This window comes from Kitasatospora sp. MMS16-BH015, assembly GCF_002943525.1.
GTDB lineage: Bacteria > Actinomycetota > Actinomycetes > Streptomycetales > Streptomycetaceae > Kitasatospora.
This window is the reverse complement of sequence record NZ_CP025394.1, coordinates 2,832,490-2,857,398: the sequence shown is the minus strand read 5'-3', so window position 1 is coordinate 2,857,398 and position 24,909 is coordinate 2,832,490. Positions and strand designations below refer to the sequence as shown.

17 protein-coding genes and 3 rRNA genes are annotated in these 24,909 nt (G+C 68.4%); 18 read left to right on the top strand and 2 right to left on the bottom strand.

The features are described from left to right. Window positions 1–47 precede the first annotated feature (47 nt). From eccD to CFP65_RS12275, 18 genes are all read left to right on the top strand, one after another. On the top strand, window positions 48–1,505 hold the full coding sequence (eccD, locus tag CFP65_RS12360; protein WP_104816146.1) for a type VII secretion integral membrane protein EccD: 1,458 nt from the start codon (window positions 48–50) through the stop codon (window positions 1,503–1,505). A gap of 131 nt (window positions 1,506–1,636) precedes the next feature. Further along, window positions 1,637–1,927 (top strand): 30S ribosomal protein S15, encoded by a 291-nt coding sequence (rpsO, locus tag CFP65_RS12355; protein ID WP_104816145.1) that lies wholly within the window; start codon window positions 1,637–1,639, stop codon window positions 1,925–1,927. Window positions 1,928–2,373: 446 nt separating this feature from the next. Beyond that, a complete protein-coding gene (locus tag CFP65_RS12350; protein WP_104816144.1) occupies window positions 2,374–4,581 on the top strand; it encodes a polyribonucleotide nucleotidyltransferase in 2,208 nt (735 codons plus the stop codon). 88 nt (window positions 4,582–4,669) lie between these two features. Then, complete coding sequence (locus CFP65_RS12345) at window positions 4,670–6,022, top strand: pitrilysin family protein (protein ID WP_104816143.1); 1,353 nt, start codon at window positions 4,670–4,672, stop codon at window positions 6,020–6,022. Between the two features lie 30 nt (window positions 6,023–6,052). After that, on the top strand, window positions 6,053–6,799 hold the full coding sequence (gene dapB / locus CFP65_RS12340; RefSeq protein ID WP_104816142.1) for a 4-hydroxy-tetrahydrodipicolinate reductase: 747 nt from the start codon (window positions 6,053–6,055) through the stop codon (window positions 6,797–6,799). Window positions 6,800–6,809: 10 nt separating this feature from the next. Continuing rightward, complete coding sequence (locus CFP65_RS12335) at window positions 6,810–7,265, top strand: tetratricopeptide repeat protein (RefSeq protein WP_104816141.1); 456 nt, start codon at window positions 6,810–6,812, stop codon at window positions 7,263–7,265. 31 nt (window positions 7,266–7,296) lie between these two features. Continuing rightward, the gene (gene thyX, locus CFP65_RS12330) at window positions 7,297–8,031 is read left to right on the top strand and encodes an FAD-dependent thymidylate synthase (protein WP_104816140.1); all 735 of its coding nucleotides are present in this window, start codon (window positions 7,297–7,299) and stop codon (window positions 8,029–8,031) included. Window positions 8,032–8,268: 237 nt separating this feature from the next. Next, window positions 8,269–9,168: a 4-hydroxy-tetrahydrodipicolinate synthase gene (dapA, locus tag CFP65_RS12325; RefSeq protein WP_104816139.1), complete on the top strand. Its 900-nt coding sequence runs from the start codon at window positions 8,269–8,271 to the stop codon at window positions 9,166–9,168. Window positions 9,169–9,337: 169 nt separating this feature from the next. Continuing rightward, window positions 9,338–11,023, top strand: coding sequence for a ribonuclease J (locus CFP65_RS12320; RefSeq protein ID WP_104816138.1), 1,686 nt, complete (start codon window positions 9,338–9,340; stop codon window positions 11,021–11,023). A 464-nt stretch (window positions 11,024–11,487) separates the two neighbouring features. Further along, window positions 11,488–13,009: ribosomal RNA gene (locus CFP65_RS12315) — 16S ribosomal RNA — on the top strand. A gap of 279 nt (window positions 13,010–13,288) precedes the next feature. Next, window positions 13,289–16,409: ribosomal RNA gene (locus tag CFP65_RS12310) — 23S ribosomal RNA — on the top strand. A gap of 84 nt (window positions 16,410–16,493) precedes the next feature. Then, window positions 16,494–16,610: ribosomal RNA gene (gene rrf, locus CFP65_RS12305) — 5S ribosomal RNA — on the top strand. Together the 16S, 23S and 5S rRNA genes form the textbook arrangement of a ribosomal RNA operon. Window positions 16,611–16,748: 138 nt before the next feature. Beyond that, the gene (locus CFP65_RS12300) at window positions 16,749–17,396 is read left to right on the top strand and encodes a SigE family RNA polymerase sigma factor (protein ID WP_104816137.1); all 648 of its coding nucleotides are present in this window, start codon (window positions 16,749–16,751) and stop codon (window positions 17,394–17,396) included. Window positions 17,397–17,412: 16 nt separating this feature from the next. Further along, the gene (locus CFP65_RS12295; protein ID WP_158702148.1) at window positions 17,413–18,483 is read left to right on the top strand and encodes a hypothetical protein; all 1,071 of its coding nucleotides are present in this window, start codon (window positions 17,413–17,415) and stop codon (window positions 18,481–18,483) included. Between the two features lie 340 nt (window positions 18,484–18,823). Next, on the top strand, window positions 18,824–21,424 hold the full coding sequence (locus tag CFP65_RS12290) for a sensor histidine kinase KdpD (RefSeq protein WP_104820822.1): 2,601 nt from the start codon (window positions 18,824–18,826) through the stop codon (window positions 21,422–21,424). Then, entirely contained in the window at window positions 21,421–22,101 is a 681-nt protein-coding gene (locus tag CFP65_RS12285) for a response regulator (protein WP_104816135.1), read from the top strand. Before CFP65_RS12290 ends, CFP65_RS12285 begins: the two co-directional genes overlap by 4 nt. Before the next feature lie 97 nt (window positions 22,102–22,198). Next, window positions 22,199–22,603, top strand: a complete 405-nt coding sequence (locus CFP65_RS12280; RefSeq protein WP_104816134.1) for an OB-fold nucleic acid binding domain-containing protein — start codon at window positions 22,199–22,201, stop codon at window positions 22,601–22,603. Window positions 22,604–22,605: 2 nt separating this feature from the next. Further along, window positions 22,606–23,415 (top strand): DUF3159 domain-containing protein, encoded by an 810-nt coding sequence (locus tag CFP65_RS12275; protein WP_254552355.1) that lies wholly within the window; start codon window positions 22,606–22,608, stop codon window positions 23,413–23,415. Window positions 23,416–23,530: 115 nt separating this feature from the next. Here CFP65_RS12275 and CFP65_RS12270 read toward each other — a convergent pair whose 3' ends face one another. Together CFP65_RS12270 and CFP65_RS12265 are read right to left on the bottom strand one after the other, a co-directional pair. Next, window positions 23,531–24,202, bottom strand: a complete 672-nt coding sequence (locus CFP65_RS12270) for a TrkA family potassium uptake protein (RefSeq protein WP_104816133.1) — start codon at window positions 24,200–24,202, stop codon at window positions 23,531–23,533. Further along, window positions 24,202–24,870: a TrkA family potassium uptake protein gene (locus CFP65_RS12265; protein WP_104816132.1), complete on the bottom strand. Its 669-nt coding sequence runs from the start codon at window positions 24,868–24,870 to the stop codon at window positions 24,202–24,204. Before CFP65_RS12265 ends, CFP65_RS12270 begins: the two co-directional genes overlap by 1 nt. Window positions 24,871–24,909: the final 39 nt, after the last annotated feature.

Genomic DNA, 24,909 nt, shown 5'->3' with positions numbered 1-24,909 from the left:
TCGGGCGAGAGCTGACGTACAGGCACAGTCAACAAGGGGGAGCGCCGGTGAGCGCAAACGCAACGACCGGATTCTGCCGGGTCACCGTCGTGGCACCGGACAGCCGGATCGACGTCGCACTGCCGGAGGACGTGCCGCTCGCGGACGTCTACCCCGAGGTGCTGCGGCTGTCCGGCCAGACCCAGGTGGACGGGGCACCGACCGGGTTCCACCTGGTCCGGCGCGACGGCACCGTGCTCGACAGCGGTCTGCCGCTGGCCGCCCAGCAGGTGCGCGACGGCGACCTGCTGAGCCTGCGTCCGTTCGCCGAGTCGCTGTCCGCGGCCGTCTACGACGACGTGGCCGACGCGATCGCCAGCGCCGTCGAGGCCGACCGCCGGTTCTGGAACACCGACCTGATGCGCGGCTTCGGCCTGATCGGGGCGGGCGTGCTGCTCGCGCTGCTCGGCTTCGCGCTCTGGTACTCCGACCTGCGGCACGACATGCACAGCCTGCCGGGCATCCTCTCCGGTGTGACGGCGATCACCCTGGTGGCCTTCGCGGCCGTCCGGGCCCGGGTCTACGGCGACCACGACGCCGGGCTCGCGCTCGGCCTCGGCGCCCTGCCGCACACCCTGATCGCGGGCACCGGCATCATGCCCGTCGCCCACGTGGGCGACGGCCCGGGCCGGCTCCAGCTGCTGGTCGGCTGCGTGGCCGTGCTGGTGGTCTCGATCCTGCTGGTCGGGCTGCTGCCGGAGAAGGACTCGGTCTTCGTCTCCTCCTCCTTCCTGGCCGTGGCCGGCACGCTGGCCACCTTCGCCGCCGTGCTGCTCTCGGACACCCCGGCCACCAACATCGCCGCCGTCACCGGTGTGGCCGCCATCTCGGTGATCGGCTTCCTGCCGGCCCTCTCGGCCCGCTTCGCCCGCCTGCCCGTCGGCTTCAGCGCCCCCGGCCAGACCCGCACCCGCGGCACCGCCTACACCGAGGAGAGCGGCCGCGCCGAGGCCGTCCAGTACGAGCGGATCGCCCACCAGGCCCGCCGCGGCCACGAGGTGCTGGTCGGCCTGGTCGGCGGCTGCGCCGCGACCATCGTCGGCGCCTGCGTGGTGCTCGGCTTCAGCGACCGGATGTACGCCGAGCTGCTGGCGCTCAGCCTGGGCCTGGCCACCATGCTGCGGGCCCGCCTGTTCCGCTACACCGCGCAGGTCTTCAGCCTGGTCATCGCCGGCCTGGCCGGCCTGGCCCTGCTGATCGTCGGCCTCTCGCTGCACACCCCGCTCTTCATCATCAAGGCGGCCGGCGGCACCTCCGCGGACATGCGCACCGTCTGGCTGGCCGTCTCGATCGCGGCCGGCGCCGCGATCCTCACCGCGATCGCGCTGATCGTGCCCAAGCTGGGCGTCTCGCCGTTCTGGGGCCGCATCCTGGACATGGTGGACGGCCTCACGCTGATCGCCCTGGTGCCGCTGGCGCTGGCCGTGCTCGACGTGTACGGCCTGATCCGCGGCGCGACCGGCTGAGCCCGGCTGGTACCCTTGCCTCTTGGCGTGTGCTGCGGCCCCCGGGTCGCGCCCGCCGCGTACGACACCGAGTCCTCTCAGATCCTGTGCCGTAGACCAGGATCGCTCGGATCACCACTGAAGGAGTTGCTGTGGCCCTCGACGCCGCTGTCAAGAAGCAGATCTTCGCCGAGTTCGGCACCAAGGAGGGCGACACCGGCTCCCCCGAGGTCCAGGTCGCGATGCTGTCCCGCCGGATCTCGGACCTGACCGAGCACCTCAAGTTCCACAAGCACGACCACCACTCGCGTCGTGGCCTGCTGATCCTGGTCGGCCAGCGTCGCCGCCTGCTGCAGTACCTGGCCAAGAAGGACATCGAGCGCTTCCGTACGCTCGTCGACCGCCTGGGCATCCGTCGCGGTGCCGCCGGCGGCGCCCGCTAAGACCGCCGCGCTGGGGCGGCTCCCCTCTCCGGGGAGCCGCCCTTCGCTGCATCCCCGGGACGCCGGCCGCGACATGACCACATGCCGGACGACCCGGGAAGCGCACTCCACACGCGTGGTAATGACGCGCTGAGTAGGGTGTGAATTTGTAAGGTGAGGGGCATGCCCGCTCTTGGCGCCGTGTGACACGACGCCGCGAGACGTGAGGCAGCACGACATCACCCCAGCGGGCCGAAGGCTTCAAACGGAAGCCGCCCGCATCCGGAGGAGCGTCCACACGCGACCGCCGCAGCCGAGAGGCGCCGGTCCTCGGTAGTGGCCGCCGGGAGTCCCCACAGCGGACGGCCCGGGGGCTTCGATCGAAGACCGGCCCAGACTGCCCGGGCCGCAGGTGGGTGAGCGCAGGGGCGCTCCTCGGGAGACGTACGAAAGAGGAGATCTTCCAGGTGGAAGAGAACGTGTTCTACGCCGAGGCCGTCATCGACAACGGCAGCTTCGGCACCCGTACCATCCGTTTCGAGACCGGCCGCCTGGCTCGTCAGGCCGCCGGCTCCGCCGTGGCCTACCTGGACGACGACACCATGGTGCTGTCGGCCACCAGCGCCTCCAAGCAGCCGAAGGAGCACTTCGACTTCTTCCCGCTGACGGTGGACGTCGAGGAGCGGATGTACGCCGCGGGCCGCATCCCCGGCTCGTTCTTCCGTCGTGAGGGCCGGCCCTCCGAGGACGCGATCCTCACCTGCCGCCTGATCGACCGCCCGCTGCGCCCGTCCTTCGTCAAGGGCCTGCGCAACGAGATCCAGGTCGTCGTGACGGTCATGGCGCTCAACCCGGACCACCTGTACGACGTGGTGGCCATCAACGCCGCCTCCGCGTCCACCCAGCTGGCCGGCCTGCCGTTCTCCGGCCCGATCGGCGGCGTCCGCGTCGCGCTGATCAAGGGCCAGTGGGTGGCCTTCCCGACCCACACCGAGCTCGAGGACGCCGTCTTCGACATGGTCGTGGCCGGCCGCACCCTGCCGGACGGCGACGTCGCGATCATGATGGTCGAGGCCGAGGCCACGGACAAGACCATCAAGCTGGTCGAGGGCGGCGCCGAGGCGCCGACCGAGGATGTCGTCGCCGCCGGTCTCGAGGCCGCGAAGCCGTTCATCAAGGTCCTGTGCGCCGCGCAGACCAAGCTGGCCGCCCAGGCCGCCAAGCCCACCGGCGAGTTCCCGGTCTTCCTGGACTACCAGGACGACGTGCTGGCCGCGCTGACCACCGCCGTCAAGGGCGAGCTGGCCAAGGCGCTGACCATCGCGGGCAAGCAGGAGCGCCAGAACGAGCTGGACCGTGTCAAGGCGATCGCCGCCGAGAAGCTGCTGCCGGAGTTCGAGGGCCGCGAGAAGGAGATCAGCGCCGCCTACAACGCGCTGACCAAGAAGATCGTCCGCGAGCGCGTCATCAAGGACAAGGTCCGCATCGACGGCCGCGGCGTCACCGACATCCGCACCCTGGCCGCCGAGGTCGAGGCCATCCCGCGCGTGCACGGTTCCGCGCTGTTCGAGCGTGGCGAGACCCAGATCCTGGGCGTCACCACCCTCAACATGCTCCGCATGGAGCAGCAGCTCGACACGCTCTCCCCGGAGACGCGTCGCCGCTACATGCACAACTACAACTTCCCGCCGTACTCGGTCGGCGAGACCGGCCGCGTCGGTTCGCCGAAGCGCCGCGAGATCGGCCACGGCGCGCTGGCCGAGCGGGCGATCCTGCCCGTGCTGCCGACCCGCGAGGAGTTCCCCTACGCGATCCGCCAGGTCTCCGAGGCGCTGGGCTCCAACGGCTCCACCTCGATGGGCTCGGTCTGCGCCTCCACCATGTCGCTGCTGAACGCCGGTGTGCCGCTCAAGGCCGCCGTCGCCGGCATCGCCATGGGCCTCATCTCCCAGGAGATCGACGGCGAGACGCACTACGTCGCGCTGACCGACATCCTCGGCGCCGAGGACGCGTTCGGTGACATGGACTTCAAGGTCGCCGGTACCCGCAACTTCATCACCGCCCTCCAGCTGGACACCAAGCTGAACGGCATCCCGGCCTCCGTCCTGGCCGCCGCCCTCAAGCAGGCCAAGGACGCCCGTCTGCACATCCTCGATGTGATGAACGAGGCCATCGACGCGCCCGACGAGATGTCGCCGAACGCGCCGCGCATCATCACCATCAAGATCCCGGTGGACAAGATCGGTGAGGTCATCGGCCCCAAGGGCAAGATGATCAACCAGATCCAGGAGGACACCGGCGCGGACATCACCATCGAGGACGACGGCACCATCTACATCGGTGCGGTCGACGGTCCCTCGGCGGAGGCTGCCCGTACGACGATCAACCAGATCGCCAACCCGACCATGCCGGAGGTCGGCGAGCGCTACCTGGGCACCGTGGTGAAGACCACGACGTTCGGCGCGTTCGTGTCGCTCATGCCGGGCAAGGACGGCCTGCTGCACATCTCGCAGATCCGCAAGCTCGCCGGTGGCAAGCGCGTGGAGAACGTCGAGGACGTGCTCGGCGTCGGCGCCAAGGTGCAGGTCGAGATCGCCGAGATCGACCCGCGCGGCAAGCTCTCGCTGATCCCGGTCGTCGAGGGCGAGGAGGGCGGCGAGGCCGCCTCCGAGTGAGTCCCTGACTGACTCTCCGCGGCCCGTACGCCCCTCGCGGCGTACGGGCCGCACCCTGTTGTCTTTGTTTTTTCGAGAGGAACACCTCGTGGCTCAGGCCTCGGCAGCACACCAGCGCCCCGGCACCACCCGGACGCTGCTCAAGGGCGTCGACGGCGCCGGCACGGTCCGGCGGACCGTGCTCCCCGGCGGCCTGCGGGTCGTCACCGAGACGCTGCCGACGGTCCGCTCGGCGACCTTCGGCATCTGGGTCGGCGTCGGCTCGCGCGACGAGACGCCCGTCCTGAACGGCGCCACGCACTACCTGGAGCACCTGCTCTTCAAGGGCACCGAGCGGCGCAGCGCGCTGGACATCTCGGCCGCCCTGGACGCCGTCGGCGGTGAGATGAACGCCTTCACCGCCAAGGAGAACACCTGCTACTACGCGCGGGTGCTCGACACCGACCTGCCGCTGGCCATCGACGTGGTCTGCGACATGCTCACCGGCTCGCTGATCCGCCCCGAGGACGTGGAGGCCGAGCGCGGCGTCATCCTCGAGGAGATGGCGATGGCCGAGGACGACCCGGGCGACGTGGTGCACGACCTGTTCGCCCAGGTCATCTACGGCTCCTCGCCGCTCGGCCGCCCGATCCTGGGCACCCAGGAGACGGTCACCAACCTCAGCCGGGACCAGATCGCGGGCTTCTACAAGCGCCGCTACAAGCCCGAGCACCTGGTGGTCGCCGCCGCCGGCAACCTCGACCACGCCAAGGTCGTCCGCCAGGTCGAGAAGGCCTTCGCCGAGGTGCTGGCCAAGTCCGAGGGCCACCCGGCCGAGGCCCGCCGCGGCGTCAAGGCGCTGCGCACGGCCGGCAAGGTCGAGGTGCTCAACCGCCCGACCGAGCAGGCCCACCTGGTGCTCGGCGTGCCCGGCGTGCCCCGGCACGACGAGCGCCGCTGGGCGATGGGCGTGCTCAACGCGGCCCTCGGCGGCGGCATGAGCTCGCGCCTGTTCCAGGAGGTCCGGGAGAAGCGCGGCCTGGCCTACTCGGTCTACTCGTACTCCTCCTCCTACGCCGACAGCGGCCTGTTCGGCATCTACGCCGGCTGCCAGCCCAAGCGGGTCGAGGAGGTGCTGCGGATCTGCCGCGAGGAGCTCGCCAAGGTGGTCGCCGAGGGCATCACCGAGGAGGAGCTGCGCCGCGCGATCGGCCAGATCTCCGGCTCCACCGTGCTCGGCATGGAGGACACCGGCTCGCTGATGAACCGGATCGGCAAGGCCGAGCTGGCCTACGGCCACCACCTCTCGGTGGACGACATGCTGGCGAAGATCGCCTCGGTCACCCTGGAGGACGTGCACGCCGTGGCCCGGGACGTGCTGGGCGCCCACCGCCCCTCGCTGGCCCTGATCGGCCCGATCACCGACAAGCGGGCCGCCAAGCTCGCCGACCTGCTCGCCTGAGCGACTCCACTCGCCGAAGGGACCCCTGTTATGACCCTGCGTGTCGCCGTCATCGGCGCGAGCGGCCGGATCGGCTCGGAGGCCGTCAAGGCCGTCGGCGCGGCCGAGGACATGGACCTGGTGGCCACCCTGGGCCGGGCCGACAAGCTGGCGGCGCTCACCGAGGCCGGCACCCGGGTGGCCGTCGAGCTGACCCACCCCGACGCGGTGATGGCCAACCTCGAGTACTGCGTGGCCAACGGCATCCACGTGGTCACCGGCACCACCGGCTGGACCGAGGAGCGGCTGGCCACCCTGCGCGGCTGGCTGGCCGCCGCGCCCGAGGTCGGCGTGCTGATCGCGCCGAACTTCTCCATCGGCGCCGTGCTCGCGATGAAGTTCGCCCAGACCGCGGCGAAGTACTTCGAGACCGTCGAGGTCGTCGAGCTGCACCACAACAACAAGGCCGACGCCCCCTCCGGCACCGCCGCCCGGACCGCCCAGCTGATCGCGGCAGCCCGCGCCGAGGCCGGCCTGCCCCGGCAGACCGACCCGACCACCCACGGCCTGCCCGGCGCCCGCGGCGCCGACGTGGACGGCGTGCCGGTGCACTCGGTCCGCCTGCGCGGCCTGCTGGCCCACCAGGAGGTGCTGCTCGGCGACACCGGCGAGACGCTCACCCTGCGGCACGACTCGCTGCACCACAGCTGCTTCATGCCCGGCATCCTGCTCGGCGCCCGCAAGGTCGTCGACACCCCGGGGCTGACCTTCGGCCTCGAGCACTTCCTGGACCTGTGAGACCCCTCTGATGACTTCGCGCACCGGCTTCTTCATCCTCTCCGGCGTCCTGCTGCTGGTCTCCCTCATCTGCATAGGCGAGGGCGTCCAGCTGATCGCCACCGGCAAGCCGCTGGGCATCGGCATCGGCCTCTGCGCCTTCGTCATCCCGGCCATCGGCGTCTGGTTCCTCCGCCAGACCGTCCGCTTCGGCAGGGCCAGCGAGCAGCTCGCCCGCGAGCTGGAGGCCGAGGGCGGCCTCCCGGTGGACGAGCTCAAGCGCACCAGCGGAGGCCGGATCGACCGCGCCAGCGCCGACGCCGTCTTCGCCCGCCGCCAGGCCGAGGCCGAGGCCACCCCCGGCGACTGGCGGGTCTGGTTCCGCCTCGCGGTGGCCTACGCCGACGCCGGCGACGTGCCCCGCGCCCGCAAGACCATGCAGCACGCGATCAAGCTGCACGCCACGGGCTCTACCCTTGGTGTCTAGTTACGTGCCGCCGAACCTGAGGAACAACCGCGTGAACGACGCAGTCGAGCAGGCCCCCACCTTCCGCAGCGATGTCACCGTCGACCTGGTCCGCAGCGCCGCCCAGGACTCCGACGTGATCTGGGCCGCCCGGGTCTCCACCGCGGGCGAGCAGTCCCTGGAGGCCCTCCAGCAGGACCCGGAGAAGTCCAAGGGCCTGATCAACTTCCTGATGCGGGACCGCCACGGCACCCCCTTCGAGCACAACTCGATGACCTTCTTCATCAGTGCGCCGATCTTCGTCTTCCGTGAGTTCCACCGGCACCGCAGCGGCTGGTCCTACAACGAGGAGTCCGGCCGCTACCGCGAGCTGCAGCCGGTCTTCTACGTCCCCGGCGCCGACCGCAAGCTCGTCCAGCAGGGCCGCCCCGGCCGGTACGAGTTCGTCGACGGCACCGACAAGCAGCAGGCCGTGGTCGCCGAGCAGATGGAGTCGGCCTACACCGCGGCCTACGCGTCCTACCAGGCGATGCTCGCCGAGGGCGTGGCCCGCGAGGTGGCCCGCGCCGTCCTCCCGGTCGGCCTGTTCTCCTCGATGTACGCCACCTGCAACGCCCGCTCGCTGATGCACTTCCTCTCGCTGCGCACCAAGGCCGAGAACGCCAAGGTGCCGTCCTTCCCCCAGCGGGAGATCGAGATGGTCGCCGAGGCGATGGAGGAGGAGTGGGCCAAGCTCATGCCCCTCACCCATGCGGCCTTCAACGAGCACGGTCGCGTCGCTCCCTGACCTGGGTCGATTGGCATATGGGCGGCTCTTCTGGCATGTCTGGATTGCAGCGCGCCTGGCCGCTCCCTAACCTCAGGACAAGGATTCCGGTGCTGCCTGAACCCCCGAGCACGCAGCACCGGAATCCCATGTCCGGCCCCCTTTCCCGCGCCCACGGCCGGTTCGCGGAGCCCCCGGCTGTCCGAACCCTGGACCGCCCTGGGTGTCGACCCGTCCCGTACGAGTAGTTTTGGACCCATGGCTCCGACCTCCACCCCCCAGACTCCCTTCGGCCGGGTCCTCACCGCGATGGTGACCCCCTTCACGCCCGACGGCGCGCTCGACCTCGACGGCGCCCAGCGCCTGGCCGCGCACCTGGTCGACTCCGGCAACGACGGACTCGTCCTCAACGGCACCACCGGTGAGTCCCCGACCACCAGCGACGCCGAGAAGGCCCAGCTCGTCCGCGCCGTGGTGGAGGCGGTAGGGGACAGGGCGCACATCGTGGCCGGCTGCGGCACCAACGACACCCACCACAGCCTGGAGCTCGCCCGGCAGGCCGAGGCCGCCGGTGCCCACGGCCTGCTGGTGGTCACCCCGTACTACAACAAGCCCCCGCAGGAGGGCCTGTACCAGCACTTCACAGCCGTGGCCGACGCCACCGGGCTGCCCGTGATGCTGTACGACATCCCCGGCCGCAGCGGGGTGGCCATCAGCCACGAGACGCTGGTCCGGCTCGGCGAGCACCCGCGGATCGTCGCCAACAAGGACGCCAAGGGCGACCTCGGTGCCGCCTCCTGGGCGATCGCCCGCTCCGGCCTGGCCTGGTACTCCGGCGACGACATCCTCAACCTCCCGCTGCTCTCGGTCGGCGCCGCCGGCGTGGTGAGCGTGGTCGGCCACGTGGCCGCCGCCCAGCTGCGCGCGCTGATCGAGGCGTACACGGCGGGCCGGGTGGCCGAGGCCACCGCGATCCACCAGTCGCTGCTCCCGGTCTTCACCGGGATGTTCCGCACCCAGGGCGTCATCCTGAGCAAGGCCGCCCTCGGCCTCCAGGGCCACCCGGCCGGGCCGCTGCGGCTGCCGCTGGTCTCCGCCACGCCCGAGGAGATCGCCCGCCTGAAGGAGGATCTCGCCGCCGGCGGGGTACACCTGTAACGACGAGACGTGCGCGCCCCCGGCTCGCCGGCCCCCACCGGGCCGCCGCTGGACCGGACGGAAGGCGCGAGTAGACCCGGTAAGCAGGCAACCAACGAAAGCACGCACGCCACATGTCTTCAGGGGAGGACCCTCTGCCGCAGACGGCGTGCGTCGTGAGGAGAGTTCTTTGAGCCACCCGCATCCCGAACTCGGCACGCCCCCCGCCCTCAAGGAAGGGGCGCTGCGGATCACGCCGCTCGGCGGTCTCGGCGAGATCGGCCGCAACATGACGGTCTTCGAGCACGCCGGCCGGCTGCTCATCGTCGACTGCGGCGTCCTCTTCCCCGAGGCCGAGCAGCCGGGCATCGACCTGATCCTGCCGGACTTCTCGTCCATCCGGGACCGCCTGGACAAGATCGACGGCATCGTCCTGACCCACGGGCACGAGGACCACATCGGTGCCGTCCCGTTCCTGCTCCGGGAGAACCCGGACATCCCGCTGATCGGCTCCAAGCTGACCCTCGCCCTGATCGAGGCCAAGCTCGCCGAGCACCGGATCCGGCCCTACGTGCTGGAGGTCAAGGAGGGCGAGCGCGAGCGCATCGGCCCCTTCGACTGCGAGTTCATCGCCGTCAACCACTCCATCCCGGACGCGCTGGCCGTGGCCATCCGCACCCCGGCCGGCATGGTCGTCGCCACCGGTGACTTCAAGATGGACCAGCTCCCGCTGGACGGCCGCCTGACCGACCTGCCGGCCTTCGCGAAGCTCGCGGAGGAGGGCATGGACCTCCTGCTGGTGGACTCCACCAACGCCGAGGTCCCCGGCTTCATCCCGCACGAGCGCGACATCTCCGCGGCCCTGCGGAACGTCTTCGCCAACGCGGAGCGCCGGATCATCGTCGCCTCCTTCGCCAGCCACGTGCACCGCATCCAGCAGGTGCTCGACGCGGCCCACGAGTACGGCCGCAAGGTCGCCTTCGTCGGCCGTTCGATGGTCAGGAACATGGGCATCGCCCGTGACCTCGGCTACCTGAAGGTGCCCGGCAACCTGATCGTGGACGTGAAGACCCTCGACGACCTCCCCGAGAAGGACGTCGTCCTGGTCTGCACCGGCTCGCAGGGCGAGCCGATGGCCGCCCTCTCCCGGATGGCCAACCGCGACCACCAGATCCGGATCGTCGAGGGCGACACCGTGATCATGGCCTCCTCGCTCATCCCGGGCAACGAGACCGCGATCTACCGCGTCATCAACGGCCTGACCCGCTGGGGCGCCAACGTCGTGCACAAGGGCAACGCCAAGGTGCACGTCTCCGGCCACGCCTCGGCCGGCGAGCTGCTGTACTTCTTCAACATCTGCAAGCCCAAGAACCTGATGCCGGTCCACGGCGAATGGCGCCACCTGCGCGCCTGCGCCGACCTCGGCATCAAGACGGGCATCCCGAAGAACCGCACGGTCATCGCCGAGGACGGCGTGGTGGTCGACCTGGACAAGGGCGTCGCCAAGATCGTCGGCAAGGTCCAGGCCGGCTACGTCTACGTCGACGGCTCCTCGGTCGGCGACGTGACGGAGGCCTCGCTCAAGGACCGCCGCATCCTCGGCGAGGAGGGCTTCATCTCCGTCTTCGTCGTGGTCGACTCCAACAGCGGCAAGATGGTCAGCGGCCCCACCATCCAGGCCCGCGGCTCCGGCATCGAGGACGCGGCCTTCGCGCCCGTCGTCGCCAAGCTGGAGGAGGCACTCGCCCGCTCCGCGAGCGACGGCGTCCTCGAGGTCCGCCAGGTCCAGCAGCTGGTCCGCCGCACGATCGGCAAGTGGGTCGCGGACAACTATCGCCGCCGCCCGATGATCCTGCCGGTCGTCGTCGAGGTCTGATCCACCCGGTTTGACGTGGGGTGGCCCGGTGCGTAATGTTCTCCGGGTTGCCCCACGGCCGGTGGGTCTCGCTCCGAAATTCGATTGACTCGAATGGAAGAGCGGGAAAGCGGCCGAAGAACTCTGATAGAGTTCGGGAGCGCCGAAAGGCGGAAAGCAAACCAGAAAGAGCCCGGCGGAAATCGCGCGGAAAACATCTGGTAAGCTGGGAAACACGAAAGAACGAAGCCCGGAGGGCCTCGCCGGAAGGCGGCTCGAAGGAAGCGTCCGTTCCTTGAGAACTCAACAGCGTGCCAAAAGTCAACGCCAGATATGTTGACATCCCCGGCCTTGGTCCTTCGGGATCGGGGTTGGAGATTCCTTTAGTAACAAAACACAGCGAGGACGCAGTGCGCGGGATCACCCTATTCCGGTGGTTGCCGTGCCGCTCAACGCGAGTGTCACCCGGCTTGGTCCGGAAAACATTCACGGAGAGTTTGATCCTGGCTCAGGACGAACGCTGGCGGCGTGCTTAACACATGCAAGTCGAACGATGAAGCTCTTCGGAGTGGATTAGTGGCGAACGGGTGAGTAACACGTGGGAAATCTGCCCTGCACTCTGGGACAAGCCTTGGAAACGAGGTCTAATACCGGATATGACCTTCCTCCGCATGGGGGTTGGTGGAAAGCTCCGGCGGTGCAGGATGATCCCGCGGCCTATCAGCTTGTTGGTGGGGTAACGGCCCACCAAGGCGACGACGGGTAGCCGGCCTGAGAGGGCGACCGGCCACACTGGGACTGAGACACGGCCCAGACTCCTACGGGAGGCAGCAGTGGGGAATATTGCACAATGGGCGAAAGCCTGATGCAGCGACGCCGCGTGAGGGATGACGGCCTTCGGGTTGTAAACCTCTTTCAGCAGGGAAGAAGCGCAAGTGACGGTACCTGCAGAAGAAGCACCGGCTAACTACGTGCCAGCAGCCGCGGTAATACGTAGGGTGCGAGCGTTGTCCGGAATTATTGGGCGTAAAGAGCTCGTAGGCGGCCTGTCGCGTCGGATGTGAAAGCCCGGGGCTTAACCCCGGGTCTGCATTCGATACGGGCAGGCTAGAGTGTGGTAGGGGAGATCGGAATTCCTGGTGTAGCGGTGAAATGCGCAGATATCAGGAGGAACACCGGTGGCGAAGGCGGATCTCTGGGCCATTACTGACGCTGAGGAGCGAAAGCGTGGGGAGCGAACAGGATTAGATACCCTGGTAGTCCACGCCGTAAACGTTGGGAACTAGGTGTTGGCGACATTCCACGTCGTCGGTGCCGCAGCTAACGCATTAAGTTCCCCGCCTGGGGAGTACGGCCGCAAGGCTAAAACTCAAAGGAATTGACGGGGGCCCGCACAAGCAGCGGAGCATGTGGCTTAATTCGACGCAACGCGAAGAACCTTACCAAGGCTTGACATATACCGGAAACGGCTAGAGATAGTCGCCCCCTTGTGGTCGGTATACAGGTGGTGCATGGTTGTCGTCAGCTCGTGTCGTGAGATGTTGGGTTAAGTCCCGCAACGAGCGCAACCCTTGTTCTGTGTTGCCAGCATGCCTTTCGGGGTGATGGGGACTCACAGGAGACTGCCGGGGTCAACTCGGAGGAAGGTGGGGACGACGTCAAATCATCATGCCCCTTATGTCTTGGGCTGCACACGTGCTACAATGGTCGGTACAAAGGGCTGCGATGCCGCGAGGCGGAGCGAATCCCAAAAAGCCGGCCTCAGTTCGGATTGGGGTCTGCAACTCGACCCCATGAAGTTGGAGTTGCTAGTAATCGCAGATCAGCATGCTGCGGTGAATACGTTCCCGGGCCTTGTACACACCGCCCGTCACGTCACGAAAGTCGGTAACACCCGAAGCCGGTGGCCTAACCCTTGGGAGGGAGCCGTCGAAGGTGGGACCAGCGATTGGGACGAAGTCGTAACAAGGTAGCCGTACCGGAAGGTGCGGCTGGATCACCTCCTTTCTAAGGAGCACACAGCAGCTCGGAGCGAATGTCTTCGAGTGCTAGCTCATGGGTGGAACGTTGACTATTCGGCACACTGGGTGATGGTTCGTTAGTACTGCTTCGGCGTGGAAAGCGTATCCAGAGTCTGGTGGGTCGGGCACGTTGTTGGGTCCTGAGGGAACGGCTTGATGTCGTTGCTTCAGTGATCGCCGGTCTCACTTGAGAGCCGCCTTGTGCGGGTCGAGGGTGGGGGACTGGTCGTTGTTTGAGAACTGCACAGTGGACGCGAGCATCTGTGGCCAAGTTTTTAAGGGCGCACGGTGGATGCCTTGGCACCAGGAACCGATGAAGGACGTGGGAGGCCGCGATAGTCCCCGGGGAGTCGTCAACCAGGCTTTGATCCGGGGGTTTCCGAATGGGGGAACCCGGCAGTCGTCATGGGCTGTCACCCGCACCTGAACACATAGGGTGTGTGGAGGGAACGAGGGGAAGTGAAACATCTCAGTACCCTCAGGAAGAGAAAACAACCGTGATTCCGGGAGTAGTGGCGAGCGAAACCGGATGAGGCTAAACCATATTGGTGTGAGACCCGGCAGGGGTTGCCAATGTGGGGTCGTGGGAAAGTTCTTCAGCTGTCTGCCGGCAGTTGGGCGAGTCAGAAACCGTATGGATAGTCGAAGGACATGCGAAAGGTCCGGCGTAGAGGGTAAGACCCCCGTAGACGAAATCTGTACGGCTCGCTTGAGCTTCTCCCAAGTAGCACGGGGCCCGAGAAATCCCGTGTGAATCTGGCGGGACCACCCGCTAAGCCTAAATATTCCCTGGTGACCGATAGCGGATAGTACCGTGAGGGAATGGTGAAAAGTACCGCGGGAGCGGAGTGAAATAGTACCTGAAACCGTGTGCCTACAAGCCGTGGGAGCGTCGGACATGCAGCTTGCTGTGTGTCTCGTGACTGCGTGCCTTTTGAAGAATGAGCCTGCGAGTTTGCGGTGTGTAGCGAGGTTAACCCGTGTGGGGTAGCCGTAGCGAAAGCGAGTCCGAATAGGGCGATTGAGTTGCACGCCCAAGACCCGAAGCGGAGTGATCTAGCCATGGGCAGGTTGAAGCGCGGGTAAGACCGTGTGGAGGACCGAACCCACCAGGGTTGAAAACCTGGGGGATGACCTGTGGTTAGGGGTGAAAGGCCAATCAAACTCCGTGATAGCTGGTTCTCCCCGAAATGCATTTAGGTGCAGCGTCACGTGTTTCTTGCCGGAGGTAGAGCACTGGATAGGCGATGGGCCTCACCGGGTTACTGACCTTAGCCAAACTCCGAATGCCGGTAAGTGAGAGCGTGGCAGTGAGACTGTGGGGGATAAGCTCCATGGTCGAGAGGGAAACAGCCCAGAACACCGACTAAGGTCCCTAAGCGTGTGCTAAGTGGGAAAGGATGTGGAGTCGCAGAGACAACCAGGAGGTTGGCTTAGAAGCAGCCACCCTTGAAAGAGTGCGTAATAGCTCACTGGTCAAGTGATTCCGCGCCGACAATGTAGCGGGGCTCAAGCACACCACCGAAGTCGTGTCATTGCAGCAATACCCCCAACGGGGGCTGTGATGGGTAGGGGAGCGTCGTGTGCCGGGTGAAGCAGCGGAGGAATCCAGTTGTGGACGGTTCACGAGTGAGAATGCAGGCATGAGTAGCGATACAAGAGTGGGAAACTCTTGCGCCGATTGACCAAGGGTTCCTGGGTCAAGCTGATCTGCCCAGGGTAAGTCGGGACCTAAGGCGAGGCCGACAGGCGTAGTCGATGGACAACGGGTTGATATTCCCGTACCCGCTTTGAAGCGCCAACGGCGAACCTCTGAATGCTAAAGCCGTGAAGCCGGCCCGGAGTCTTCGGACGAAGGGACGTGGTGGAGCCGCTGACCCAACAGGGTAGTAGCTGAGCGATGGGGTGACGCAGGAAGGTAGTCCAGCCCGGGCGGTGGTTGTCCCGGGGTAAGGGTGTAGGGCGTTGTGTAGGCAAATCCGCACAACAATAGTCTGAGACCTGATGCCGAGCCGATTGTGGTGAAGTGGATGATCCTATGCTGTCGAGAAAAGCCTCTAGCGAGTTTCATGGCGGCCCGTACCCCAAACCGACTCAGGTGGTCAGGTAGAGAATACCGAGGCGTTCGGGTGAACTATGGTTAAGGAACTCGGCAAAATGCCCCCGTAACTTCGGGAGAAGGGGGGCCGGAGCTGGTGATCGGATTTACTCCGTGAGCTGGGGCCGGCCGCAGAGACCAGCGAGAAGCGACTGTTTACTAAAAACACAGGTCCGTGCGAAGCCGTAAGGCGATGTATACGGACTGACGCCTGCCCGGTGCTGGAACGTTAAGGGGACCGGTTAGTCGTGATTCGTCACGGCGAAGCTGAGAACTTAAGCGCCAGTAAACGGCGGTGGTAACTATAACCATCCTAAGGTAGCGAAATTCCTTGTCGGGTAAGTTCCGACCTGCACGAATGGCGTAACGACTTCTCGACTGTCTCAACCATAGGCCCGGTGAAATTGCATTACGAGTAAAGATGCTCGTTTCGCGCAGCAGGACGGAAAGACCCCGGGACCTTTACTATAGCTTGATATTGGTGTTCGGTTCGGCTTGTGTAGGATAGGTGGGAGACTGTGAAGCCGTGACGCCAGTCATGGTGGAGTCATCGTTGAAATACCACTCTGGTCGTGCTGGATGTCTAACCTGGGTCCGTGATCCGGATCAGGGACAGTGTCTGGTGGGTAGTTTAACTGGGGCGGTTGCCTCCTAAAGAGTAACGGAGGCGCCCAAAGGTTCCCTCAGCCTGGTTGGCAATCAGGTGTTGAGTGTAAGTGCACAAGGGAGCTTGACTGTGAGACCGACGGGTCGAGCAGGTGCGAAAGCAGGGACTAGTGATCCGGCGGTGGCTTGTGGAAGCGCCGTCGCTCAACGGATAAAAGGTACCCCGGGGATAACAGGCTGATCTTCCCCAAGAGTCCATATCGACGGGATGGTTTGGCACCTCGATGTCGGCTCGTCGCATCCTGGGGCTGGAGTAGGTCCCAAGGGTTGGGCTGTTCGCCCATTAAAGCGGTACGCGAGCTGGGTTTAGAACGTCGTGAGACAGTTCGGTCCCTATCCGCTGTGCGCGTAGGAATATTGAGAAGGGCTGTCCCTAGTACGAGAGGACCGGGACGGACGAACCTCTGGTGTGCCAGTTGTCCTGCCAAGGGCATGGCTGGTTGGCTACGTTCGGGAGGGATAACCGCTGAAAGCATCTAAGCGGGAAGCCTGCTTCGAGATGAATGTTCCCACCTCCTTGAGAGGGTAAGGCTCCCAGTAGACGACTGGGTTGATAGGCCGGATGTGGAAGCCCAGTAATGGGTGGAGCTGACCGGTACTAATAGGCCGAGGGCTTGTCCTCAGTTGCTCGCGTCCACTGTGTTGTTCTGAAACAACGACCCCATGCTCATGGAGAGTGTGGTGCGGTCGGATAGTTTCATAGTGTTTCGGTGGTCATAGCGTGAGGGAAACGCCCGGTTACATTCCGAACCCGGAAGCTAAGCCTCACAGCGCCGATGGTACTGCAGGGGGGACCCTGTGGGAGAGTAGGACGCCGCCGAACAATCATTGTGGAGAAGCCCCATCCGGGAGACCGGATGGGGCTTCTTTGCGTTTCCGGAAGATGATGTTCGGGCCTAAATCCAAGAGATACGACACGAACGGTTGCCACCTGAGCCGGTCCAAGGCACACTGACGCGTCATGGGCGGTGACCGCGGGGCTGAGGACGAGTTCAGAGCGTTCTACGAGAGTGCTTACGGTCATCTCGTCGCGCACCTGTACGCGCTGACGGGTGACCTGGGGGAGGCGCAGGACGCCGCCCAGGAGGCGTTCGTCCGAGCTTGGGACCACTGGGACCGGCTCACCAAGTACGAGAACCCGGTGGCCTGGATCAGGCTGACCGGGCAGCGGATCGCGATCAGTCGGTGGCGGCGGACCAGGACGGCGTTGCGGAGCTGGGTGCGGCACGGGGCGGCGAGTCCGGTGCCCGAGCCGGGGCCGGAGTCGGTGGCGTTGGTCGAGGCGCTGCGGAAGTTGCCGGAGGCGCAGCGGTCGGCGCTGGTGCTGCATCACATGGGGGGTAGGTCGGTGGCGGAGATCGCCGCCGAGGAGGGCGTGCCGGTCGGGACGGTGAAGGCGCGGCTGCACCGGGGGCGGCAGGCGTTGGCGCTGCTGCTGGGCGAGGAGGCCGAGGGCGGTCCGGCGACGGAGGCGGCTCCGGTGGGTGCGGCGTCCGGGAAGGTCGAGCCGGCCAAGGTGTCGGCGGCCCGGGCGGATACTCGACGAGGGGGGAAGGAAACTCGTCCGGTCGGGACGGCGTTGACCGAGACGGCGAACGCTCATGCTTGAGAGGACGACACTCATCATGGACGAGCTGGATCGGCCGACGATCAGTGCGGCGCGACTCGAGGAGATGTTCAGCGGCGTCCGGGCCGAGCTGACCACCGGTCTGCGGCCCCCGCCGGCGGCTCAGTTGGTGCGGCGGGCGGCGCGGCGCCGACGGTTGCGGCACGGCGGGATCACGGTGCTCACGGGCGCCGTGACGTGCAGTCTGCTGCTCGGCTGGAGCCTGTTCTCCGGCGGTTCGGACACGGGGGTGTCGACCTCGGGCTCGGGCGCCGAGCACACGCTCTCGCCGGTGATCGAGCTGCCCGGCCCGGCGCCGCTCTCCTCGGGGAGCGCGGCGGCGACTCCGACGCCCCAGGGGCTGTTGCTGGATCAGGCGGGGTTCTCGATGCTCTTGCCGACCGAGCAGCTGCCGACGGCGGCGGCTCTGTACGGTCCGTGGACGCGGCTGACGGAGAATCCGACGGCGGTCCTCGACCGTGGGGCCTCGGCTGCCTCCTCGGCCTCGCCGTCCGCTTCCGGCACGCCCCTCGCCCCGCCCCTCGCGCCGCCGCTGTCCGCGGCGGACCAGCGGGCGAACGGGGCGTCAGCGGTGCCGCTGTCGATCTCCGAAGGGTGCGCGGCGGCGTTGGTGGAGCGGTCGGGCGCGTTGCGGCACTGGGAGTTCAGGTACTCGGGGCTGGCCGGCCAGGGTGCGTTCGCGCAGCAGTACCTGGTGGAGTACGACTCGCCGGCGGCCGCTGCCAGCGCCGGGGCCGGCGTGGCCAGTGCGGGGGCCTGCACGACGGACGGTTCGGGCTGGACCGTGGAGGACCGGACGCCGAACGCGGTGGCGGTGCGGCTGCAGAGCGACCGCGTGCTGGTGGAGGAGATCACCGGTCAGGTGGTCGGCAACCGGCTGGTGGTGATGATGGTGGAGCGGCTGGGCGACAAGCCGACCGCCGACGTGAGCGTCCAGGGAGCGTTCCGCCAGGCGGCTGGTCAGCTGGCCGACCAGGCCCGGAAGCTCAGGGCCGGCAGCACGCCGGGCAGCACGCCCACGGCCTCGCCGTCCGCGACGCCGTTGCAAGGGGCACCGACCAGGGGCTGAACGGGGCGGAACCTCCCCGTTCTCAGGCGCCTCTCAGAAATCTGCAGATTTTTGGTCCGAGGGTGCAACCTTTCCCCCGTGACACGCGTCAAAGATGCGAGATCGCCTTCGTGACCCCGGGGGCGGGGCATTGACGTTCTGCGGAGCACAGGGGACTCCGCAGCCCGGCGGGCCACCCCCGGGGTCGCAGGCGGTCTCGCGTTCTTTACCGTCAAAAAGCTGCTAAAACTGCCACTTCACTGCTCTGATCAGGGGATATCCGGCCGGTAGGCCGTAGTCTCGAAACCAGCGAACTGGTGTCCGGGGGCGGAGCTCCCGGGCTGGATCAAGAATGGTGCGCATGGCACGCGGCAGGCTGCGGATCTACCTCGGGGCGGCCCCCGGGGTCGGCAAGACGTACGCCATGCTCGCCGAGGCCCAGCGCCGGGTCAGCCGGGGCGCCGACGTGGTGGTCGGCTTCGTCGAGCACCACCACCGGCCGCTGACGGCGGCGCTGGCCGAGGGGCTGGAGACCGTACCGCGCCAGGAGCTGACCCACCGGGGGGCGCTCTTCACCGAGATGGACCTGGACGCGGTGCTGCGCCGGGCCCCGGCGGTGGCGCTGGTGGACGAGCTCGCCCACACCAACGTGCCGGGCAGTCGGAACGCCAAGCGCTGGGAGGACGTCGAGGAGCTGCTGGCGGCCGGGATCGACGTGGTCTCCACGGTCAACATCCAGCACCTGGAGTCGCTGGGCGACGTGGTCGAGGGCATCACCGGGGTGCGCCAGCGCGAGACCGTGCCGGACGAGGTGGTGCGGCGGGCCGACCAGGTCGAGCTGGTCGACATGTCGCCCCAGGCGCTGCGGCGGCGGCTCGCGCACGGCAACGTGTACGCGCCGGAGAAGGTGGACGCGGCGCTCGCCAACTACTTCCGGCCCGGCAACCTGACGGCCCTGCGCGAGCTCGCGCTGCTCTGGACGGCCGACCGGGCCGACGAGTACCTCCAGCGGTACCGGGCCGAGCAGGGCATCGAGGGCACCTGGCAGGCCAGGGAACGGATCGTGGTGGGCCTGACCGGCGGGCCGGAGGGGGCGACGCTGATCCGCCGGGCGGCCCGGATCGCGGCCCGGGGCTCCGGGGGCGAGCTGCTGGCGGTGCACATCGCCCGGTCGGACGGGATGGCCGGCTCGGGCTCCCCGCAAGCGCTGATCGAGCAGCGGGCGCTGCTCGAGAGCCTGGGCGGCAGCTTCCACACCGTGCTGGGGGACGACCCCGCTGCGGCGCTGCTGGACTTCGCCCGGGGGGTCAACGCGACCCAGATCGTGCTCGGCAGCAGCCGCCGGGCGGCCTGGCAGTACATCTACGGGCCCGGGGTGAGCGCGACGGTCACCCGGGACTCCGGCGACATCGACGTGCACATCGTCACCCACGAGCACGCGGCCAAGGGGCGCGGCCGGGTGCCGATCCGCAAGGTCACCGACCTGGGCCGGACCCGTACCGTGGCCGGCTGGCTGATCGGGGTGGCCGGGCCGCCGCTGCTCGCGGTGCTGCTGGTGCAGCTGCACGGGCTCGGGCTCTCCACCGACATGCTGCTCTTCCTGTCGGTGACGGTCGGCGCGGCGCTGATCGGCGGGCTCTTCCCGGCGATCGCCTCGGCGCTGGTCGGCTCGGCCACGCTGAACTACTACTTCACCCCGCCGCTGCACACCTTCACCATCTCGGCGCCGCAGAACATCCTGGCGGTGGCGATCTTCACCGCGGTCGGCATCTCGGTCGCCTCGGTGGTCGACCTGGCGGCCAGACGGACCCATCAGGCTGCCCGCAGCCAGACCGAGGCCCAGACGCTCAGCGCGCTGGCCGGCACCGTGCTGCGCGGCGTCCCGAGCGGGGACGGGCTGCTGACGGCGCTGCTCGAACAGGTCCGGGAGACCTTCCAGCAGGACGCGGCGGCGCTGCTGGAGCGGCCCGACGAGCTCTCGCCCTGGCACACGGCGGCGGCGAGCGGCCCGCAGCCGCCGGCCCGGCCGGACCAGGGCGACGTGGACGTGCCGGTGGGCGAGCACCTGGCCCTGGTGCTGCGCGGCCGGGTGCTGCCCGCCGCCGACCGGCGCCTGCTCGGTGCCTTCGCCGCCCAGGCGGCCGTCCTGCTGGAGCGCCGCCGACTGGCGGGGGAGGCCGCGGCGGCCCGCCGGGAGGCCGAGGGCAACCGGATCCGCACCGCTCTGCTGGCCGCCGTCTCGCACGACCTGCGCACGCCGCTGGCCGGGATCAAGGCGGCCGTCAGCTCGCTCCGCTCGGCGGACGTGGAGTGGGACGAGGCGGACGAGGCCGAGCTGCTGGAGGGCATCGAGAACGGCGCCGACCGGCTCGACCACCTGATCAACAACCTGCTCGACATGAGCCGGCTCCAGACCGGCACGGTGACCCCGCTGATCCAGGAGACCGATCTGGACGAGGTGGTGCCCTTCGCGCTCGGCGGGGTGCCGCTGGAGTCGGTGCAGCTGGACGTGCCCGAGACGCTGCCGATGATCCACGCGGACGCGGGGCTGCTGGAGCGCTCGCTGGCCAACCTGATCGAGAACGCCGTCAAGTACAGCCCGGAGGGTGTCCGGGTGCTGGTGAAGGCCGAGCAGCTGACCGTGCCGGCGGCACCGGTGGCCGGAGCCGGCTCCTCGGGCGGCAGCCGGGTCCAGCTCCGGATCGTGGACCGGGGGCCCGGCGTGCCGGAGGAGGCGCGCGAACGGATCTTCGCGCCCTTCCAGCGGTACGGCGACGCCCCGCGCGGGGCCGGGGTCGGCCTCGGCCTGGCCGTGGCGCGTGGCTTCGTCGAGGCGATGGGCGGCACCGTCGCGGCCGAGGACACCCCGGGCGGCGGGCTGACCATGGTCGTCACCCTCCCCGCCGTCACCCTGCCCGACCACCCCCGACAGCCCAACGACCGAAAGGCGGAACCCGCATGACCCGGGTCCTCGTCGTGGACGACGAGCCACAGATCGTCCGCGCCCTGGTGATCAACCTCAAGGCCCGCAAGTACGAGGTGGACGCGGCCCACGACGGCGCGAGCGCCCTGGAGCTGGCCGCCGCCCGCCACCCCGACGTGGTGGTGCTGGACCTCGGGCTGCCCGACATGGACGGCGTCGAGGTGATCCGGGGCCTGCGCGGCTGGACCAGGGTGCCGATCATCGTGCTCTCCGCCCGGCACGCCTCCGACGAGAAGGTCGAGGCGCTGGACGCGGGCGCGGACGACTACGTGACCAAGCCCTTCGGCATGGACGAGCTGCTGGCCCGGATGCGGGCCGCCGTCCGCCGGGCCGAACCGGTGGCGGGGGAGAACGACTCGGTGGTGACCACCGAGACCTTCACCGTCGACCTCGCGGCCAAGAAGGTCAACCGCGAGGGCGCCGACGTCCGGCTCACCCCGACCGAGTGGCACCTGCTGGAGGTGCTGGTGCGCAACGCCGGCCGGTTGGTCAGCCAGACCCAGCTGCTCCAGGAGGTCTGGGGGCCCGCGTACCGGACCGAGACCAACTACCTGCGGGTCTACCTGGCCCAGCTGCGCCGCAAGCTGGAGACCGACCCCTCGCATCCGCGCCACTTCATCACCGAACCGGGCATGGGCTACCGCTTCGAGGCCTGACCGGCCGGGTCGGTGGCCGTCCGCAGGGGCTCTCCGGGCCCACCGGACGGCCGTTCGCACCTGCCACCGTCCGTCCCGGAACCGGTACCCTTCGGGCATGAGTGGTGACAACAGCAGCGACCAGCCGCAGGGCCGCTTCCGGCGGATGTTCAGCCGGCTGACCTCCTCCACCGAGGAGCTCCAGGCCGAGGAGCTGCGCCAGGACGCGGCGGAGTCGGGCTGCACCCCGATCGCCAGCTGCGGGGACCGCGAGCTGGTCACCGTCGCGGGCACGCTGCGCACGGTGACGCTCCGGCCCCGGGCCGGGGTGCCGGCGCTGGAGGCGGAGCTCTTCGACGGCAGCGACGCGCTGGACGTGGTCTGGCTCGGCCGTCGCTCGATCGTGGGAATCGAGCCGGGCCGCCGGCTCGTCGCGAGCGGGCGGATCAGCCACGCGCGCGGGCGCCGGGTGCTCTTCAACCCGCGCTACGAGCTGCGTCCGGCCGGACACGGGAGCGAGTGAGCGTGAGCAACCTGCCCGGCGGCGACCGCGCCGCCCAGACCGCCGAGACCTCGGTGGTCGGGACGATCGAGGGGAACGCTGTCGAGATGTCCGAGGCCGTCGAGCACACCGGGGCGCCCGGAGCCCCCGGGGCTGCGGAAACCGTCCTGGAGACCCCCGAGCAGGCCGCCGCCCGCGAGGCCGCCGCCTCCAAGGAGGCCGCGGACACCGTGATGCAGGCCTTCGGCGGCATCCGGGGCATGGTCGACATGACCCTGCCCGGCCTGGTCTTCATCCTGACCTTCAACATCACCCACCAGGTGTCCACGGCCGCCTGGGCGGCGCTCGGCCTGGCCGGCGTCTTCGTGGTGCTGCGGCTGCTGCGCCGGGAGACCATCCAGCACGCCTTCAGCGGGGTCTTCGGGGTGGCGATCGGCGCCTGGATCTCGATGAAGACCGGCAAGGCGGAGAACTTCTACCTGCCCGGCCTGCTCTACAACGTCGGCTACTGCGTCGCGCTGGCCGTCTCGGCCCTGGTGCGCTGGCCGCTGGTCGGGCTGATGCTCGGGCCGGTGACCGGCGAGATGTTCACCTGGCGCACGCAGAACCCGGGCCGGCTGAAGGCGTACACCAAGGCCACCTGGGCCTGGGTGGTGATCATGGGCATCAAGCCGGTGATCCTCTTCCCGCTCTACTTCACCCACAACACCACGCTGCTCGGCTGGCTCAAGACGGCCCTGGGCATCCCGGCCCTCGCGCTCGCCATGTACGTCACCTGGCGGATCCTGCTCAAGGCGCCGGCCCCGATCAAGGCCGTGGTCGAGGAGGAGTAGCGCCCGCCCCGCAACGCACGAGGGCCGTACCCGGTCTCCCGGGTACGGCCCTCGTACTTGGGCTGCAGTGCTACGCGGCTGTTGCCGGGGCTGCTGCCGTGCTGCTGTTGGGCTGCTACTGGGCGCCGGAGACGGCGGAGAGCAGGCTCTCCAGCTCCTCCTCGCGCTCCTGGGCGGCGACGAAGAGCAGCTCGTCGCCGCCCTCCAGGGTGTCGTCCTTGCCCGGGACGAGGACGCGGCCCTCGCGGATGATGGTCACCAGGGCGGTGTCGGTGGGCCACGGCACGTCGCCGACCCGGGTGCCGACCAGCTCGGTGTCGGCGGCCAGGGTGAGCTCGACCAGGTTGGCGTTGCCCTGGCTGAACCGCATCAGGCGGACCAGGTCACCGACGCTGACGGCCTCCTCGACCAGCGCGGACATCAGGCGCGGGGTGGAGACGGCGACGTCCACGCCCCAGGACTCGTTGAAGAGCCACTCGTTCTTCGGGTTGTTGACCCGGGCGACCACACGGGGGACGCCGTACTCGGTCTTGGCCAGCAGGGAGACGACCAGGTTGACCTTGTCGTCACCGGTGGCGGCGATCACCACGTGGCAGCGCTGGAGCGCGGCCTCGTCCAGCGAGGTGATCTCGCAGGCGTCGGCCAGCAGCCACTCGGCCATCGGCACCCGCTCCACCGAGATGGAGTTCGGGTTCTTGTCGATCAGGAGGATCTCGTGGCCGTTCTCCAGCAGCTCGCCCGCGATTGAGCGGCCGACGGCACCGGCTCCGGCAATTGCGACTCGCATCAGTGCTCACCCTCCTGCGGGCCCTGCGCGAAGGCCGCCTCGACCGCAGCCTGGTCGGCCCGGCGCAGCGTGACGTGCACGAGGTCGCCCTCCTGCACCACCATCTGGGGGGTGGGCAGGACGCCCTCGCCCAGGCGGGTGAGGAACGCGATGCGGGCGCCGGAGGCCTCCTCCAGCGCGCTCAGCTTGTGGCCGATCCAGGACGGGGCGTAGGCCACCTCGGCCAGCTGGATCGAGCCGCTCGGGTCCTGCCAGAGCGGTTCGGCGCCGCTGGGCAGCAGGCGGCGGAGCATCTGGTCGGCCGTCCAGCGGACGGTGGCCACGGTCGGGATGCCCAGGCGCTGGTAGACCTCGGCGCGGCGGGGGTCGTAGATCCGGGCCGCGACGTGCTCGACGCCGAAGTTCTCCCGGGCCACCCGCGCGGCGATGATGTTGGAGTTGTCACCGCTGGAGACGGCGGCGAAGGCGCCGGCCTCCTCGATGCCCGCCTCGCGCAGGGTGTCCTGGTCGAAGCCGACACCGGTGACGCGGCGGCCGTTGAACCCGGCGCCCAGCCGGCGGAAGGCCGTCGGGTCCTGGTCGACGACGGCCACCGAGTGGCCGTGTTTCTCGAGCGCTCTCGCGAGGGCGGAGCCCACGCGCCCACAGCCCATGATGACGATGTGCACGGGACGCTACCTCACCCAATCCGTCGGGGTCATGACCTG

Bases quoted from the DNA above. Each gene is read 5' to 3' on its own strand.
- dapB (WP_104816142.1), top strand. From the start codon at position 6,053: ATGACCCTGCGTGTCGCCGTCATCGGCGCGAGCGGCCGGATCGGCTCG.
- CFP65_RS12335 (WP_104816141.1), top strand. From the start codon at position 6,810: ATGACTTCGCGCACCGGCTTCTTCATCCTCTCCGGCGTCCTGCTGCTG.
- dapA (WP_104816139.1), top strand. From the start codon at position 8,269: ATGGCTCCGACCTCCACCCCCCAGACTCCCTTCGGCCGGGTCCTCACC.
- CFP65_RS12300 (WP_104816137.1), top strand. From the start codon at position 16,749: ATGGGCGGTGACCGCGGGGCTGAGGACGAGTTCAGAGCGTTCTACGAG.
- CFP65_RS12295 (WP_158702148.1), top strand. From the start codon at position 17,413: ATGGACGAGCTGGATCGGCCGACGATCAGTGCGGCGCGACTCGAGGAG.
- CFP65_RS12290 (WP_104820822.1), top strand. From the start codon at position 18,824: ATGGCACGCGGCAGGCTGCGGATCTACCTCGGGGCGGCCCCCGGGGTC.
- CFP65_RS12285 (WP_104816135.1), top strand. From the start codon at position 21,421: ATGACCCGGGTCCTCGTCGTGGACGACGAGCCACAGATCGTCCGCGCC.
- CFP65_RS12280 (WP_104816134.1), top strand. From the start codon at position 22,199: ATGAGTGGTGACAACAGCAGCGACCAGCCGCAGGGCCGCTTCCGGCGG.
- CFP65_RS12270 (WP_104816133.1), bottom strand. From the start codon at position 24,202: ATGCGAGTCGCAATTGCCGGAGCCGGTGCCGTCGGCCGCTCAATCGCG.